Annotated in this window: 17 protein-coding genes and 1 tRNA gene; 15 read left to right on the forward strand and 3 right to left on the reverse strand. The window is 48.8% G+C overall.

Annotated elements, in window-relative coordinates:
• Positions 1–11 precede the first annotated feature (11 nt).
• The 4 genes from OQJ98_01780 (at position 12) to OQJ98_01795 (ending at position 1,820) form a co-directional block, all read left to right on the forward strand.
• Positions 12–446: a hypothetical protein gene (locus tag OQJ98_01780; protein ID MCW9054689.1), complete on the forward strand. Its 435-nt coding sequence runs from the start codon at positions 12–14 to the stop codon at positions 444–446.
• A 77-nt stretch (positions 447–523) separates the two neighbouring features.
• Positions 524–594 (forward strand) — tRNA-Gln (locus tag OQJ98_01785).
• Positions 595–892: 298 nt separating this feature from the next.
• Positions 893–1,234, forward strand: a complete 342-nt coding sequence (locus tag OQJ98_01790) for a DUF3135 domain-containing protein (protein ID MCW9054690.1) — start codon at positions 893–895, stop codon at positions 1,232–1,234.
• A 67-nt stretch (positions 1,235–1,301) separates the two neighbouring features.
• Positions 1,302–1,820 (forward strand): hypothetical protein, encoded by a 519-nt coding sequence (locus OQJ98_01795; GenBank protein MCW9054691.1) that lies wholly within the window; start codon positions 1,302–1,304, stop codon positions 1,818–1,820.
• Between the two features lie 71 nt (positions 1,821–1,891).
• Here the strand turns inward: OQJ98_01795 and OQJ98_01800 are convergent, their stop codons facing one another.
• Positions 1,892–2,602 carry an alpha/beta hydrolase gene (locus OQJ98_01800; protein ID MCW9054692.1) on the reverse strand — a complete coding sequence of 237 codons (711 nt, stop codon included), beginning with the start codon at positions 2,600–2,602 and terminating at the stop codon, positions 1,892–1,894.
• 203 nt (positions 2,603–2,805) lie between these two features.
• The gene (locus OQJ98_01805) at positions 2,806–4,068 is read right to left on the reverse strand and encodes an NAD(P)/FAD-dependent oxidoreductase (GenBank protein ID MCW9054693.1); all 1,263 of its coding nucleotides are present in this window, start codon (positions 4,066–4,068) and stop codon (positions 2,806–2,808) included.
• 84 nt (positions 4,069–4,152) lie between these two features.
• Here OQJ98_01805 and OQJ98_01810 point away from each other — a divergent pair, with 84 nt between their 5' ends.
• From OQJ98_01810 to OQJ98_01860, 11 genes are all read left to right on the forward strand, one after another.
• Entirely contained in the window at positions 4,153–4,542 is a 390-nt protein-coding gene (locus OQJ98_01810) for a cupin domain-containing protein (GenBank protein ID MCW9054694.1), read from the forward strand.
• Between the two features lie 220 nt (positions 4,543–4,762).
• Entirely contained in the window at positions 4,763–6,226 is a 1,464-nt protein-coding gene (locus OQJ98_01815) for a hypothetical protein (GenBank protein MCW9054695.1), read from the forward strand.
• Positions 6,227–6,243: 17 nt separating this feature from the next.
• Positions 6,244–7,884 (forward strand): cohesin domain-containing protein, encoded by a 1,641-nt coding sequence (locus OQJ98_01820; GenBank protein ID MCW9054696.1) that lies wholly within the window; start codon positions 6,244–6,246, stop codon positions 7,882–7,884.
• Positions 7,885–7,950: 66 nt separating this feature from the next.
• Positions 7,951–8,406, forward strand: a complete 456-nt coding sequence (locus OQJ98_01825; GenBank protein ID MCW9054697.1) for a prepilin-type N-terminal cleavage/methylation domain-containing protein — start codon at positions 7,951–7,953, stop codon at positions 8,404–8,406.
• Positions 8,407–8,433: 27 nt separating this feature from the next.
• Complete coding sequence (locus tag OQJ98_01830; protein MCW9054698.1) at positions 8,434–8,808, forward strand: hypothetical protein; 375 nt, start codon at positions 8,434–8,436, stop codon at positions 8,806–8,808.
• A gap of 13 nt (positions 8,809–8,821) precedes the next feature.
• Positions 8,822–9,358 (forward strand): disulfide bond formation protein B, encoded by a 537-nt coding sequence (locus OQJ98_01835; protein MCW9054699.1) that lies wholly within the window; start codon positions 8,822–8,824, stop codon positions 9,356–9,358.
• Between the two features lie 97 nt (positions 9,359–9,455).
• Positions 9,456–10,715 carry a glycoside hydrolase family 1 protein gene (locus OQJ98_01840; protein MCW9054700.1) on the forward strand — a complete coding sequence of 420 codons (1,260 nt, stop codon included), beginning with the start codon at positions 9,456–9,458 and terminating at the stop codon, positions 10,713–10,715.
• A gap of 14 nt (positions 10,716–10,729) precedes the next feature.
• A complete protein-coding gene (locus OQJ98_01845) occupies positions 10,730–11,674 on the forward strand; it encodes a hypothetical protein (GenBank protein MCW9054701.1) in 945 nt (314 codons plus the stop codon).
• A gap of 12 nt (positions 11,675–11,686) precedes the next feature.
• Positions 11,687–12,691, forward strand: a complete 1,005-nt coding sequence (locus OQJ98_01850) for a beta-galactosidase (GenBank protein MCW9054702.1) — start codon at positions 11,687–11,689, stop codon at positions 12,689–12,691.
• A 108-nt stretch (positions 12,692–12,799) separates the two neighbouring features.
• Positions 12,800–13,729, forward strand: coding sequence for a hypothetical protein (locus OQJ98_01855; protein MCW9054703.1), 930 nt, complete (start codon positions 12,800–12,802; stop codon positions 13,727–13,729).
• A gap of 2 nt (positions 13,730–13,731) precedes the next feature.
• Positions 13,732–14,574 (forward strand): ROK family protein, encoded by an 843-nt coding sequence (locus OQJ98_01860; protein ID MCW9054704.1) that lies wholly within the window; start codon positions 13,732–13,734, stop codon positions 14,572–14,574.
• A gap of 69 nt (positions 14,575–14,643) precedes the next feature.
• On the opposite strand, the gene OQJ98_01865 is transcribed toward OQJ98_01860, so the two are convergent.
• Entirely contained in the window at positions 14,644–15,249 is a 606-nt protein-coding gene (locus tag OQJ98_01865; GenBank protein ID MCW9054705.1) for a hypothetical protein, read from the reverse strand.
• Positions 15,250–15,385 lie beyond the last annotated feature (136 nt).

Below are 15,385 nucleotides of genomic sequence, written 5' to 3' on the forward strand. Positions count from 1 at the left end.
AGGTTGGCAAAATGATTAGCAATCTTCATGAATGGAAGGAGGAAGTTTTGCTCGACCGGAGGGGCCGCTGGAAAAGATGTGCGTGGGGTGAGATAACCAAGGAATTTAACGATTCCTTGGCCAAGCTGAAGGAACCAGTAGCACTTACTGTCCCCGGATATCCCGAGATCGAGAGGATCCTCAATTTAACGATGCTCACCGTTGAGTTTTGCGAGAGCGTTAAGGACCCTTCAGCGGACTTCATGGCGAAGAAAAGAGGTATTTACCAAGCCATCTTGAACAACCTCACAAGGAGTCTGCATGTTGTGGACAGGGTCTCTACATTCTCGGATCTTCCTTCGCAAGAAATCCAGACCAGGATCACCGGACTTTGTGTCACTATCAGTAACATTATGCGCACAGAGAGATATCTTCTTGAGTGCGAGATATCGGTCTCGGTACACTGACACGTCAACGCCCGAAGCAAAAGCTTCGGGCGTTACTCACTTGATATTACTCAATGCTTCAGGCAAGATATACACATTGCCGGATCGTCTAATGGTAGGACTGCGGTTTTTGGTACCGTCTATCGGGGTTCGAATCCCTGTCCGGCAGCTAACTAGAGCGCGGGTTCGCGTTCGTCGTTTCGCAAGCGAGCCTTTAGCGCTCAAGTCACTGTGCTCTTGCACTGTGACACGTAGTCCTTAGCCCTGTGCACCTCCGGGTAGCGCAGGGCTATCTTTTTGTAAAATTATACATGGTACTAGGTGAATATGTGGATGGCTATTAGATTTCTCTTGGGCTTTCTGCTACATAAGTCCAATCTCGAAGCAAATAAGCACTCCGCTTGCTTTTCTTTGCTGAGAGGCGTAGGTTGGGGGTAGGCATAAATTAAGTTGCATAGGAGAGTGACATGGGCGAGCAAGTCCTTATTGACGGCATGTCGTTCGAGGAGTGGGTGGAACTTTTCAAGGATAATTCTGATGAGTTTGAGCGAAAGAGGCTTGCTCTACTTAATGCGGAGATTGAAAAGCATCCAGACGAGAACGTACGCGAGCGATTACGTGCAGTCTTGTGGGAATTTGAAACGAGGATGGGTAAGGTGGATAATCCGATTGCTCGATTCAATGCAGTTGTAGCGGATCTTCTTGGAAATCGTCTACAAGCGCTTAATGACGCACTTAACAACCCACCTGCTGTTCTACGCGGAGACGGCGCGGATATTGTCCAACTTTTTCCTGGAGATAAGGAATGAGAAGGTTTACTTGAAAGAGCTGCGAATATATCGCAGCTCTTTTTCTTTTACCTGGTATACTTTCTGTATGAAGTCGTACAAGAAGATTGTCGTGAATAACAAGATGCAGCGTGGATATCGCTACGAGCTCACGGCGCGTGAGGGGAAGGATTTTGATAAAGACTTCAAGCCGGAGCTCACCCCGAAGCAGATGCTCGCACTCGGTGTCTTTGGTGGAGTGTATATGCGTGACTGCATCAAGGAGTTTCCAAAGGACTGGTTTACGAAAGCTAAGTTCCAAAAGGAGGGAAGTTACGTGCATGATCCGGAGATAAACTTCTTTGGTGTGAATGCGAGTCAGCCGCTCTCTGTCTGGAGAAAGAAAGGGTGGATACACAAGGATGACCCTCGTGGATGGCTAGAGTGGTACTGCCGCTACTACAGGGGGCGAAGGCACGAAGACGATGCGCGGCAAATCAAGAGGTGGAAGGCATTTCGAAGGCATGCGGCGCAAGTGGCGAAGAACTGCCGCAAGGGAGACTTCTCGTGTCGCCCCAAGCAGCGCCAGGCGCTGCTTCACTGGGCGTATGACAGTCGAAAGATATAAAAGAATTAGATCATAAAAAACAGCCGAGTGTTGCTAGATAAGCAATACTCGGCTGTCTGTCATCCTTCGAATCACTGTGGTATTCTCGATATCCAGCGTTGGATACCCTCCACAACTTCTCCTCGCTTCTCTGAAGCGAGGACATAGTGTCCTGATTCAGAGACCTCGTATGAGGTAACGGTAGCCGAAGATCTCTTCCTCAGCTTTGCTCCGAATCGGTGTTGCGCATGCGGTGCGATCCATCGATCTTTAGAACCCCACATGTGAAGTGTTGGATACGAATACCCGACAAATCGAGGGGGGCAGAATGCCAATCGGCGTGCTTCCACGCCGGAGACTTCTCTGCCGGACTTCACGATCTCATTCATCTTATCTTGATGAATTGGAGAAGCAAGTGTTTGATACTCGCGCTCAGAGAGCAGAAAAGTTCTTCCGAGGATGATGTCGGCCACCCGGTCCTTCATAACCTTCACGAGTTCTTTGGTCGCGAAAGGGATAAAAGCTGGCATAGCCGGTGCTAAGAGGACAACTCCGGCAACATCTTCGCCGGCACGCTCTAGTCGCTCCGCGGCGATTCGGACCGCACTCCCTCCGGCAGAGAAGCCGACAAGGAAGATGGTTTGAGGTTTGTTCGCGTGATATGCATCGAGAACGAGTTGCACTCGATCTTCGTGCGTGCGAACAGTTGCCGTATCAACAAGGACAACATGGTGCCCGTCTGACTCAAGGGTGTCTTTTAATCCCTTGAACGTTGTTTCCGGATGGCCGGCGAGGCCATCCATACAGATGACTGTTGCCATCGGAACCTCCTCTTGAGGATGAAAGGGAACAAGAAATTACTATTATAATTATATCTAATATCGCCAAAATGTCAAGTGTATACAGGTTCACACTGCAAGAAAATATGGACGACGTCAGGTGTCGTCCACTCACTCCAGAAGTTACTGTTGGGTACCCAATGCCCAACATATCTTAAGAGCCAGGTCTATACACGATTGCCGGCGACATATCCGGTAGTCCAGCAGAGCTGGAGCGAATAGCCACCCGACGGGCGGTTGATGTGGAGCATGTCGCCGGTTATGTAGAGGTTGGGGTAGAGTTTTGATTGCATTGTCTTGGTGTCAATCTCGGTGAGTGGTACACCGCCGTCTGAAACAACCGCACGTTCAAACCCCATAAGCCCCAAGATAGTAAGTGGTAACCCTTTGAGTGCATGCACAAGTGCTCTGCGTTCCTCTTTGGTGACGCTGTGCACTTTTTTCTCAATAATATCTTTAAAGGGTGCGATATCTGCAAGCGACTTTGCAGTACCATGCGGGACAATCTCATCGAGGATATTCTTAAAGTCTTTGTTCTTGTGCTGATCGAAGAGCGCAATAATGCGTCGCTCAAGTTGTGCGAAGTCGGTGTCTGGGTAGCAATCAATAGTTGCGGTAACCACGCCTGCGCGTAAGAGCTCTTTTACCTTTCGTGCGGCGTTCAAGATGAGTGGTCCAGAGATGCCGAAGTGTGTAAAGAGGATCTTCCCTTCCAAAGAGAATTTTTGGACATTGTCGAGGTAGAAGGTTATCTTCATAAACGAAAGCGACGTCCCCGAGAGGTTAGTGACCCAAGTCTCTTCAACACGAAGGGGGACAATGTCGGGACTCGGTTCTCTCACTGTATGACCAAGCTGTTTCAAGAATCGGAATCCGTCACCTGTCGTACCTGTCTCGGGGTGGGAGACACCGCCGAGCGCGATGATGATATTTTTGCCGATAAAGGATCTATCTCTCGTGTCTACACGAACAGTGTGAGCGTTTTCAATTGTAATCTTTGTCACGGTGGATTCGGTTTGCACATCGACGTTGCTTTCTCTGACATAGCGCTCCATGACCGCAGTGACATCTTTTGCGTTTTGTGTCTTTGGGAACGCGCGCTTGCGTGCTTCGACAACGAGCGGTAACCCGCGCGACTCGAAGAAAGCAAACGTGTCCTCTACGCCGTATTGTGAGAAGGGGGAGTAGAGTGGCTGCTCCGCATCGCCGTAGTGCGAAAGAAGTGTGCGCGTATCAAACTCGGCGTTGGTGATGTTGCAGCGCCCGCCTCCGGTGATGTTGAGCTTTTCTCCGAGTCTTCTGTTCTTCTCGATAAGGAGTACGCGTTTACCGCGCTCCGCGGCGCGTCCGGCGGACATCATTCCCGAAGGTCCACCACCAATGACCATGACGTCGTATGCTTCTGTCTTGCCGCTGCCTCCTTTCATCATATGGCGAAAGTATAGCATGTGGTGTGCGGAGTGGAGCAATATCGTATACTGTAGAAAAAGGTATTAGCGTAATACAAAAAAGACATGAAAGGATATATCACCAATATTGAAAAGGATACACTTGAGAACACCGACTATCGTCGAGTGCTTTACACGGGCAAGAACAGTCAGCTTGTGTTGATGAATCTTCAGCCGGGAGAAGAGATCGGCAACGAGCTTCATGAACTCGATCAGTTTATCCGCTTTGAGCAGGGGAGTGCAAAAGTGATACTCAACAACGAGGACGAACACGAGGTGAGTGCCGATTTTGCGGTTGTGATCCCTGCGGGCACCTGGCACAACGTCATCAACACGGGCGATACGGAGCTTAAACTCTACACAGTCTACTCACCGCCCGAGCACAAGGATGGTGTCGTGCAGAGAACAAAGGAAGACGAGAAAGAAGAGCACTTTGACGGAGTAACCACTGAGTAAAGCAAGAGCGCATACGCCCCTGGTATCATCCTGATGAAATTCACTAAGCAGTCGTTGTTAAGAACGGATTACATCTTCTTGTTTCTGGTGGTAGCGTCCCTGCCGACAGACTTCTTTTTGGTATATTCGTGTGTACTCACTTTGGTGCGTAGACACCTTTGCGCAACATCAGGATAACTCCGTGTTATGGATACCACGCCTCTGATATACTTTATGGTAAATGAGCAATACTTCATTTGATTTTAATCTAAAGATATTGCCAGCTGCAATCATGTGTGCCGGTCTGGTTGTTCTTCTATTCCTGCACCCTAATGTGTACGATGCGCAAGCGACAACAACTGCCTACCAATTTCCAAACGTCTTAGCTGACGGATCGCTTGATACTGCGTGCGCGGATGGTGCTGCTCAAGTAACATTTACCGGCTATGTCGTGACTCAGTTGATACCGAGTGCGAGTGCAAGTTGTTCTGGCGACAAACCGAAAAGAGACAGGGTAAACTACACAATATCTAGTACCGCAGAGCAAGACCTGATCATGTCGTATCTTGATAATGGTGGATATGCTGCTGATACAGTGGTCACTGGACAGGCCTCAGGAAATGATATCTATCTGAAAATCAAAGATACTAATGGGACGGGATACATTAAGCTCGTTGAAGTTAATCCTGCTAATGGTGCGGTTATCTCGACGGTTGACACGTACTCATTTCCAATGACAATGAATATAAAATATTTGGTTACTGACCTATCGGGCTTGTTTGGTACCATCCCTGCAGGAAGTACATTCGGTATAAAATTATCTATTACCCCCGATGATCTTACGAGTACGCAAGTTGAAACCAAGTTCGGTCTATATGGGACCACCGAGAAGCAAGACTTAGTCAATATCGATGAGACCGAGGTGGTTGTTCCTTCTGGCACGGGTGACCCATCGGACGTTGGTGGTGGTCCTGCTACGCAGGTCTATTTCTCCGGTCAGGCCTACCCATCAAGCACCGTTGAGGTTCTCAGGAGGAGTTTCATTGAAGATGTTTACCGGAATACTCCAGAAACGACTATCGTCATGAATCCCGATGGATCGTTTTCAAATACATACGTCGGACTTTTGAGCAGTGACTATGTCTTTACGCTGCGTGCATATGACGTTGACGGACGAACCTCAGGAGCACTCTCCTTTGTTGCCGACCTTCTCTTCACTGACACGCTAAGAGTTGAAGACATCTTCTTCCCGCCGACAGTCGGCTTCAGGAAGTCGGCGGCCCTCAAAGGCGAAGATGTGTATATCGTCGGTTATGCCGCAGGTGGGAATACGGTACTATTAGATGTAGCTGGGGTTGGTGTGCTTGAGACAACTGCAGCAACGTCAACCGGATTCTATGAAGTGTCGCTATCGACAGACAATCTTGCAGCGGGGAGTTACTCTGTTGTCGCGAGGCAGATATCAGACACCCAGGAGAGTAATTACTCCACACCCAGATCATTCCGCGTGAGCACGTGTTGTATTCGGACTGATTTTAACGCTGATAATGAGGTAAATATAACTGATTGGAGTATCTTCCTATACCGCTTCCAGTCCCAAGATAAGTCACTCCACGCTTCAGTAGACCTTAATGGCGATGGAAAGACTGATATCACTGACTTTAGTCTCTTCCTGCAATCCATCACAATACCCGACATCCTCTAATGTTCATTTATATAGTTATGACCACACAGTATCGATACAAACAGATAATCTATGGAGGACTCCTGAGTGTTTTCTTATTCTTTACCATTACGTCAATGGCGCATGCCGCAACGTTACGCTTGTTGCAGAATGGCGAGTTTGATACCGGTCCCGGAGGGAAGATATCGGTGAATCTTGTGGTTGATACCGGGAGTATCTATATTAATGCCGCTGAGGCAAAAGTTTCCTTCTCAAATGATATTCTTGAACTGGTGAGTGTGGAGCGCACTGGTTCAATCTTCAACTTCTGGCTCAAAGAGCCGGAGTACTCAAATAAGGAAGGCGTTATGACGTTTGCCGGGGGTACGCCGCGTGGTGTCTCCGGTAATTCGCTACAGATACTCAGACTTCATTTCCTCGTGAAGGGCGTTGGGGATGCCGATGTGCAAATAGAGGACGGGGTAGTAAGCGCGAACGACGGAAAAGGGACTAACGTGCTCTTTAATATCGAGAATCTCTGTATCGAGAGTTGTGGGATTGGTGCCCAGACCGTGACGACCGCGCGGCAGCCCGTAGCAGGACAAGAGCAACCAGTTGAGGTTGTTCATACGCCAGTGCCTGGAGAAGCAACGCCCGAAGCACCGGAGCTTCGGGTGAACCTCTATTCTGATCAGACTCTGTGGCATAACTACACCGGAGACACAATTGTGTTGTGGAAACTACCAAATGACGTAACAAAGATCGCAACCGCCTTAAACCATAATCCGAATGGAGTGCCGCAGACCTCTACCAGCCAGCTCTCAACCGGAAAGGATTTCGGCGCACTTGATGAAGGTGTCTGGTACGTCCATGTTCAATTTAAGAACAATGTGGGCTGGGGTGCGGTCGCACACCATCGCATCGCGATAGACACGACGCCACCGACTGTACTCGAAGTGGAAATTGAGAGAGACTCTGAGGAGGATCCGACTGCAGAGATAACACTTCACGGACACGACGCGCTCTCGGGAATCTCCCATGCAGATATTTATATTGATGGAGAGAAGATAGAAACTGTCTCATCAAGAGAAGGACATCTCGAAACATCTCGCCTTGTTCTCCCATCGGTTAATCCGGGCCGTCATGTGATTGGTGTTGAGATGTTTGATGTTGCCGGAAATAGTATTGAAGAGCGAATGGAGATTGATGTCTTACCAATCCAAACTCCGAGGATTGTTTTTAAGCCTGAGGTTGCGCACCTTGCTGGTGGTGAATTTGTATGGGGGTACGGAATGGCGCACACGCTCGTCACGCTTCGGCTGGTCTCCGAAGAAGGGTTTGAAGTCTTCTCAAAGACCGTAGAGAGTACCGGCGAGGGACATTGGATGGTGAATCTCGACACAGCACTTCCTAATGGTGTGTACACACTCGAGGTGAGCGCTGAAGATGAGCGCGGTGCACGAAGCTACCCAACTACAACAGCATTGGTGGTTAAAGAAGAGATATGGATATTCACAATTGGCGCTCACGACTTTAGTCTGCTCGAGATTGTACTTGCCGGCGCCCTACTGCTCATCTTTGTGTCTGGGTTTGTACCTGAATCACGAAAAGAGGCAATCTTACGAAGATTCTTTGCCCAGAAGGAAAAGAGCAAGGAAAAGAAGCCGACAAAGGAGAAGCGTGCTTCAACGGGACGGTGATGGTGGATGGCTTACAACGTAGCACGTCAACTTCATATCTAACAGATTTGTGGTAATATAATCCATATGAACAAACGTATTTCTGGGTTTACTATTCTCGAACTCTTAGTCGTTGTTGCAATCATTGGTATCATGACCTCGATTGCACTTTTCATGCTCACTGATGCGCGGGAGAAGGGGCGTGATAGTCGTCGTTTCGATGATCTCGCACAGATCAAGAATGCGCTCGAGCTCTACAGTTCTGACAACAACGCACTCTACCCGGCTGGTAGTAGTCTCGACTCCGTAGTGAACGGCGGTTATCTAAAGAAGCTCCCAGTAGACCCGCTTAATACCGGAGTGTACACATATATGTATCAAGCGACTGACTTCTCTGGTACTGCTTGCAATAGCAATGCCTGCACCAGCTACGTGCTCAAGGGTGTCCTTGAGCAGACAGAACAAGAAGCGCTTGTCTCAGACGTTGATGGTGTTATTGGAGGGTTGGATTGCGCTGACCCGGCACTTTGTATCACCCCATAGAGAGGTAAGAGATAACCAGTTCAGCTTATGAATAATAGAATGATTATAGGGGTACTTGTAGTAATTGCGTTGCTCTTTGGGTGGTATTACTACAATGAGGGCACTGCTGCTGGTCAGTATGACGAGTTTGCTCAATGTATTACTGATAGCGGTACAAAATTCTACGGAACATTCTGGTGTCCGCATTGTCAAAACCAAAAGAAGGTTTTTGGTTCATCAGAAAAATTCTTACCGTACATCGAGTGCTCAACCCCGAATGGACAAGCACAGCTTCAGATCTGTAAAGATGCGGGAGTCATGGGATATCCCACGTGGGAGTTCCCTGATGGAAGTCGTCTGACCGGGGAAGTGGAATTCTCAACACTTGCTGAGGAGACTGGCTGCACGTTGCCACAGCAGTAATGAAATCATTGATATGACATCATTTGTTGAACAACTTAATCTCATCCTCTCTTTAGGTATTATCGCGCTTCAAATGTCTGCATGTTTCGTCTTCCTCCTTTTTCTCTTTAAGAAGAAACACCCTGTTCTGAGGCTTATACGCAAGTACGGACTTTTAATCGTGTTTGCCCTCTCTCTGTTGGGGGCAGTCATGACACTTGTGTACTCTGAGGTTTTTGGTTTTGTCCCGTGTAGTTTGTGTTGGCTTCAACGAGTCTTCTTGTATTCACAGGTAGTTGTTGTAGGGATTGCTTTGGTAAAACGAGAACAAGTCGCTATGGTGGCGGATTATCTCATAGGACTCTCGGTTTTCGGTGCGGTTGTTGCGCTTTATCAGCACCTCTTGCAGGTAGGTGAGCGCGATCTTGTTGGTTGCCCAGTATCAGGCGGGGACTGCTCACAGCGCATCCTCTTTGAGTTTGGTTACATTACCTTCCCGCTTATGGCGTTCACGCTTTTTGCTGCAATCACTGTATTTATGCTTGCGGCACGTCGTGTTCGGACGTCATAAGGCAAGCCACATCCATGTGGTATTGGCTAAACGGAGTCTTCTGTAAGCCACAATAAACGCCAACCTTGGGTTGGCGTTTCTGCTATACTAAGTACCAATGAGACGAGAATTTCCAAAAGGTTTTTTCTGGGGTGCGTCAACCTCTGCACACCAGGTTGAAGGAGGTACTCACAACGACTGGAGTGAGTGGGAGAAGGAAAACGCAAAACGGCTAGCCGAGAGTGCTGGCGTGGGCACCGATGTGTGGAAGAGTTGGGAATCGCGTGATCGAGGACGCTTCCCAGAAATGCTTGAAGAAGCAAACTATATTTCGGGTAGAGCAGCTGACCATTACAACCGCTTTGAGAAAGATTTTGATATCGCGAAATCGCTCGGGCACAATGCGCACCGCTTCTCGATCGAGTGGTCGCGTATAGAGCCGGAAGAAGGGAAGTTTGACGAAAAAGAAATAGAACATTACCGCACTGTCATCGCAGCACTTCGTGCGCGGGGTATGGAGCCGTTTGTAACTCTTTGGCACTGGCCGATCCCGCTGTGGCTTGAGAAGAAAGGAGGTCTTGAGTCACGGGAGTTTGTGTCACATTTCACTCGTTATACAGAAAAGGTTGTTGCGGCACTTGGTGCAGATGTTGTGTTCTGGATCACACTCAATGAACCCGAGGTGGTTGCTGGTCATGCATACCTTAAGGGATGCTGGCCTCCACAGAAGAAAAGCTATAGTGCATACCGCCGGGTCATTAGAAACCTGATCCGAGCGCACAAGGCAGCGTACACAGTTATCAAGGAATCCCACCCTGAAGCAAAGGTGTGCGTCGCGAAGCACAACATCTACTTCGAGAGTGCTGGAGGGTTCATCAACAAGGCACTCAAGTGGGTCGCAGATCGGTGGTGGAATGATTGGTTCCTCAATGAGACCAAAGGGTATCAAGATGTCATCACGCTCAATCATTACCACCGTAACCGCATCAATTACGGGTTTAATGAAGATCACAATGAGCGTATCTCCGATATGGGCTGGGAGCTCCACCCGGAGTCGCTTGCGCAGATGGCACGTGAGATGCACGAGAAATATAAACTCCCGATCTACGTGACCGAGCATGGGCTTGCGGATGCGGATGACTCTCACCGCGAGTGGTTCATTACCGAATCACTCAAACATCTACACCATGCGATTGAAGAAGGGGTTGATGTGCGCGGGTACCTGCACTGGTCGCTCCTTGATAATTTCGAGTGGGACAAGGGCTTCTGGCCGCGCTTTGGACTTGTGGCGGTTGATTTTAAAACTCAGGAGCGAAAAGTCCGCCCTTCTGCACAGGTGTATAAGAAGGTCTGCGAGTCGAACGTGTTAGAATTATAAAAACCTATTACACCATGTCTGTCTGGATCCTTCTCGTCGTCGTTGCTCAATTTCTGAACGCAATTGTTGCGGTTATTGATAAATATATTGTGACCGCGCGTGTGGTACACAAACCGATTACATATGCGTTTTACGTGAGCATTCTCTCGGTGTTCGCGATATTTGTCTTTTTCTTTAGTTGGGTTGAGATACCGCTTGATGGCGTTTCCATTCCTTCGATTGAGAACGTTGGTTTTCCCAACATTGAAATACTGCTTCTCTCGGTCATTGCCGGGTTTGCATTCTTTGGTTCTCTGGTTGCGCTCTTTACCGCGCTCCGTGATGCAGACACTTCAGACGTTATCCCGGTTGTTGGTGCGTTCTCCGCGATTGGGTCATTTGTCTTGAGTTTTTATTTTTTAGAGTTCTCTCTCACTCATAATTTTCTTTGGGGGTTCGCGCTTCTGGTCATCGGTACGCTACTCATCTCACTCTTTCGTTTTTTAAAAGCGCAGACTCTTCTCGTCGCGATTGTCTCTGGATTGCTTTTTGCGACACATTTCGTGTGTCTCAAGGTGCTCTTTGGTTATACACACTTTGATAATGCGTTCTTTTGGTCGCGTGTTGGTATTGTCATCCCGGCGCTCCTGGTGTTTGTCCTTCCGTGGATACAGATCCACCCAAAGAAGAAAGCAATGTCCGCTGAGGTGCCGCGCAAGAATGCTATTGCGATTATATTGGGAAATAAACTCCTTGCTGGGATTGCGAGTATTATGATACTTAAGAGTATTGAACTTGGAGAGGTGAGTATTGTGCAGGCGCTTGGTGGGCTGCAGTTTGTCTTTCTTCTTATGTTTGCGGTTATCAGCGGTAAGAGTTTGCCGCAGGCGTGTGGAGAGAGATGCTCGAGGTATGACGTCTGGCAGAAGATCATATCGGTCAGTATTATTACCGCCGGATTCTTTGTTCTCTTCCTCTAGGCACCGGTTATTATGAAGAAATGGCACAAAATAATTATCATTCTCGGAGTAATCGCTCTAACTGTCGTGCTGCTGCTCTCCTTGTTGTCGTATCGCCCTGTGCCAGAGCGGATCACATATGGGATGTCGTTCAATACACTCTATGCGGAGGAGTTGGGGCTTGACTGGAGAGAAACATACGACGCCATCATCGAAGATCTTGGTGTTCGACACCTTCGACTTGCTGCTCACTGGGATTTGATCGAGCCGGGAAAAGATTTCTACGACTTTAGTGAGATTGACTACCAGGTCAATGAGGCGTCAGCGCGCGGGGTTGATATGGTGGTTGGTGTCGGGCGGCGACTTCCGCGTTGGCCAGAGTGCCATACTCCGCGTTGGGCATCCGACCTCTCTTGGGAAGAGCAGAAAGTGGAGATACGAGAGATGATTAAGACGGTGGTGAACCGCTACAAGGACAACGAGAATATTCTCTACTGGCAAGTCGAGAATGAGCCGTATCTCACCGTCTTTGGAAAAGAATATTGTGGAGAGTTTGATGAAGTATTTCTTAAAGAAGAGATTGCATTAGTCAAAGAGCTTGATCCGGGGCGTCCGATTCTCTTAACTGACAGTGGCAACCTTGGCACATGGGCGGGGGCGTACAAGAACAGCGACGTATTCGGGACCAGTGTGTATGTCTATTTCTGGAATGAAAATGTTGGACCATTTAAGTCTGTTTTACCGCCCGCGTACTACCGTCTTAAGTACAACCTTGCACGTCTTTGGTATGGTCCTAAGACAGCGCTACTCATCGAACTTTCGGCTGAGCCGTGGCTCCTGCAGCCAATCGTTGAGACACCAATTGAGACCCAGCGTGAGCGTATGAATCTGGAGAAATTTGAGAATATCATCGCGTTTGCGCGAAAGACCGGTTTTGATACGCAGTACCTCTGGGGTGCTGAGTGGTGGTACTGGCTTAAGGAGCAAGGGGATGATGACTTTTGGCGTCGTGCGCAAGAACTGTACAAAGAGGAATAAACCTCTGCGTATCTTTGGGGTATAATCAAGATAATGAAACATGTGCCCCAGGAAATCGTACTTCTCGTTGTGTTTGGTGTCATGGTAATATTTTTCATTCTCTAAATTATGTACCGCGAAATTCTCAATTCTTTTGATATATACTCTCTCCCTAATCTTGATACTGCGGTGTTAGGCGCGCTTGAGCTTTTTAAAGAGACGCCACCGCAAGAATTTAACACCGCTTCTGTTGGCGCACGACCGCTGGTTATTGGAAGTGCGAACGCATGTGCGGTCGGCAAGATTATCTTTCGAGACACTGCCGCAATTTTTGCTGAAGAGAGTGATTATCGAAAGAAGCTCAAGATTTACCCTGATCGCGATAGCGTGGTCATTATCTCTTCCTCCGGTGGAAAACATGCAGTTTCGATAGCGGAAGAGTTTGCTGGCTCGGATATCCCGGTCTGGATCCTCACAAACAACCAACAGGCGCCTGCGGCGCGACATATTGACCCGGCACGCGTGATACTCTTTCCAAAAAATCGTGAACCGTACACCTACAACACTTCAACATACCTCGGGATGATACTCGCTGGCTCAAGTGAGATGTGCCCCTGTGATCTTGAATACTTCTCAGAAGTGGCGCGTGTTCTACCAAGCGATATCGGAGAGTATGAAGCGTTCCTTATGACTATCCCAGGTGAATATGCAGAGTTGCGGTATATGTTTCAGACCAAGTTCGATGAGCTTTTTGGTGGGCGTGTTACGGGGCGCGTATTCACCACTGAGGAGGTGAAGCACGCAAAGACTGTCGTGCCGTACGAGAAAGAACTCTTTATTCATCTTGGTGAAGGGAGCGAGTTGTTTCCCGAGAAGAAAGAGAGGGTTGTTGTGCCGCTTTCCGACACACTTGGATATGCAGGCATGCTCGCACTTGGGTACTTTATCATTGGAAAAATTCAGGAAGCACACCCCCCATACTTCATCGAGAGTCTAGTTGCGTATACAAAACACGCATCAGAATTATTTGGTCAGGATATTAGTCCTATCGTCGAGTAAATATGTACATCCTTTTCGACATTGGTGGCACTAAAATGCGCATTGCCGGCTCGCGCGATCTTAGTGCGTTTGTGGGAGACCCGCTTATCATAGAAACTCCAGAGGATTTTGAAGAGGGGATACGGGTTCTTATTGATAAGATTTCAATTCTTGCAACTGGAGAGAGTATTGAAGGGATTGCCGGGGGAATCGCCGGACCGGTTGATCAGGGGCGCGGGATGCTTCTCGGTGGTCCAAATCTCAAAGGATGGGTGGGTAAACCGCTCGCTACGCGACTCGCGGAGCATTTCGGTGTATCGGTAAAAATAGCGAATGACACTGCGCTCGTTGGGCTTGGGGAGATACACTTCGGTGCGGGGGGTATGGAAGGGATAAGTGCATACCTAACAGTAAGCACCGGTGTCGGAGGTTGTCGTTTTGTTGACGGAGAGATAGACATGGCCTCAGTTGGTTTTGAGCCCGGACACCAGATTATTGATGCGGGGAAGGGACTCTGTTCGCAGTGTGAAAGCGGTACGCTCGAGAGTTATATCGGCGGAGCGGCGACACAACGGCGAATGAAAAAGAGACCGTATGACATAGACGATCTTGGATTTTGGGATGAATATGCAAAGTGGCTTGCGTATGGACTTAATAATGTTGCGGTATTCTGGTCTCCAAAGACAATTGTGCTCGGCGGCTCCATGATTGTAGGTGACCCAGCAATACCGCTTGATCACACTAAGGAGTGTCTCAAGGGGATTCTCAAGATATTCCCAGAGATACCGGAGATAAAAAAGGCTGAACTCAGTGACCTTGGTGGACTTTATGGCGGGATGATACTCATTAAACAGTCGGGTTCTTAGAGAGAGTTTAAAAGTTGAAGAAAGGAAAAAGAAAAACCCCGAGCGCGTGTGCGCTCGGGGGATGTTGTGTCAGTTCAGCCCGCCAGGAATTCCCGTCGGTGCGGGCGTGGGAATGACGCTGGATACCGGGGGTTGAGACCCGGAGCCATTGGAGCTGCGTCCAGTCATCCATTTGGGAAGCCACTTGGGCTTCACAACACGGACACCGACAACAATCGCGACTGCCGCAATCCGCGTCTTGTTGGCGTAAATTGGGTCGTCGTCTCCAAGGTCAATGCCAATACACCCGTTATCGTTGCAGTGAATCGCAACGATGCGGGAGAGATGGTCGATAACTGAATCAACCTCTTCTCCGGCGACTTCGTAGAACTGCACCATACTCCCATCGGGGAGGACGTGCACTTCACGACCACCGACGATATACGAACGTTCGTAGAAGTCTTCGGGCAGTGTGAACGTTTGCGCGTCCGGTGCGCACCCAGGGGTGCATTCGAACACAACGCTGTCGATGCGGTCCCAGAAAGGACCCCACGCGCTCCGGGTCACTTCGACTCGAAGTACCCCACCATCTTGCTTTTCGACTGCCATGTCAACACCGGCAGACGCCGGTGTTGCGTCAATAACGAAAAGTCCAGTGAGAAAGAGAACGGCAAAAGCCGCGGTCAATTTTTTCATAGTCAGGGCCCTCCTTGGCCGAATTTTGTGGTTACCATCGCTCGGATGGGAATGTTTTTCTATGTCTACAGTATCACATAAATATGCCTATTGTCAAGCGTGGTGTACACATGGCTGAGCGTACGTGCATGCGGTA

This window comes from Candidatus Paceibacterota bacterium (assembly GCA_026195275.1).
Lineage (GTDB): Bacteria > Patescibacteriota > Minisyncoccia > Phycocordibacterales > JABMNX01 > JABMNX01.

Bases quoted from the DNA above. Each gene is read 5' to 3' on its own strand.
- OQJ98_01815 (MCW9054695.1), top strand. From the start codon at position 4,763: ATGAGCAATACTTCATTTGATTTTAATCTAAAGATATTGCCAGCTGCA.
- OQJ98_01820 (MCW9054696.1), top strand. From the start codon at position 6,244: ATGACCACACAGTATCGATACAAACAGATAATCTATGGAGGACTCCTG.
- OQJ98_01865 (MCW9054705.1), bottom strand. From the start codon at position 15,249: ATGAAAAAATTGACCGCGGCTTTTGCCGTTCTCTTTCTCACTGGACTT.
- OQJ98_01795 (MCW9054691.1), top strand. From the start codon at position 1,302: ATGAAGTCGTACAAGAAGATTGTCGTGAATAACAAGATGCAGCGTGGA.
- OQJ98_01855 (MCW9054703.1), top strand. From the start codon at position 12,800: ATGTACCGCGAAATTCTCAATTCTTTTGATATATACTCTCTCCCTAAT.
- OQJ98_01805 (MCW9054693.1), bottom strand. From the start codon at position 4,068: ATGATGAAAGGAGGCAGCGGCAAGACAGAAGCATACGACGTCATGGTC.
- OQJ98_01835 (MCW9054699.1), top strand. From the start codon at position 8,822: ATGACATCATTTGTTGAACAACTTAATCTCATCCTCTCTTTAGGTATT.
- OQJ98_01780 (MCW9054689.1), top strand. From the start codon at position 12: ATGATTAGCAATCTTCATGAATGGAAGGAGGAAGTTTTGCTCGACCGG.
- OQJ98_01850 (MCW9054702.1), top strand. From the start codon at position 11,687: ATGAAGAAATGGCACAAAATAATTATCATTCTCGGAGTAATCGCTCTA.
- OQJ98_01790 (MCW9054690.1), top strand. From the start codon at position 893: ATGGGCGAGCAAGTCCTTATTGACGGCATGTCGTTCGAGGAGTGGGTG.
- OQJ98_01825 (MCW9054697.1), top strand. From the start codon at position 7,951: ATGAACAAACGTATTTCTGGGTTTACTATTCTCGAACTCTTAGTCGTT.
- OQJ98_01810 (MCW9054694.1), top strand. From the start codon at position 4,153: ATGAAAGGATATATCACCAATATTGAAAAGGATACACTTGAGAACACC.
- OQJ98_01845 (MCW9054701.1), top strand. From the start codon at position 10,730: ATGTCTGTCTGGATCCTTCTCGTCGTCGTTGCTCAATTTCTGAACGCA.
- OQJ98_01800 (MCW9054692.1), bottom strand. From the start codon at position 2,602: ATGGATGGCCTCGCCGGCCATCCGGAAACAACGTTCAAGGGATTAAAA.
- OQJ98_01840 (MCW9054700.1), top strand. From the start codon at position 9,456: ATGAGACGAGAATTTCCAAAAGGTTTTTTCTGGGGTGCGTCAACCTCT.
- OQJ98_01830 (MCW9054698.1), top strand. From the start codon at position 8,434: ATGAATAATAGAATGATTATAGGGGTACTTGTAGTAATTGCGTTGCTC.
- OQJ98_01860 (MCW9054704.1), top strand. From the start codon at position 13,732: ATGTACATCCTTTTCGACATTGGTGGCACTAAAATGCGCATTGCCGGC.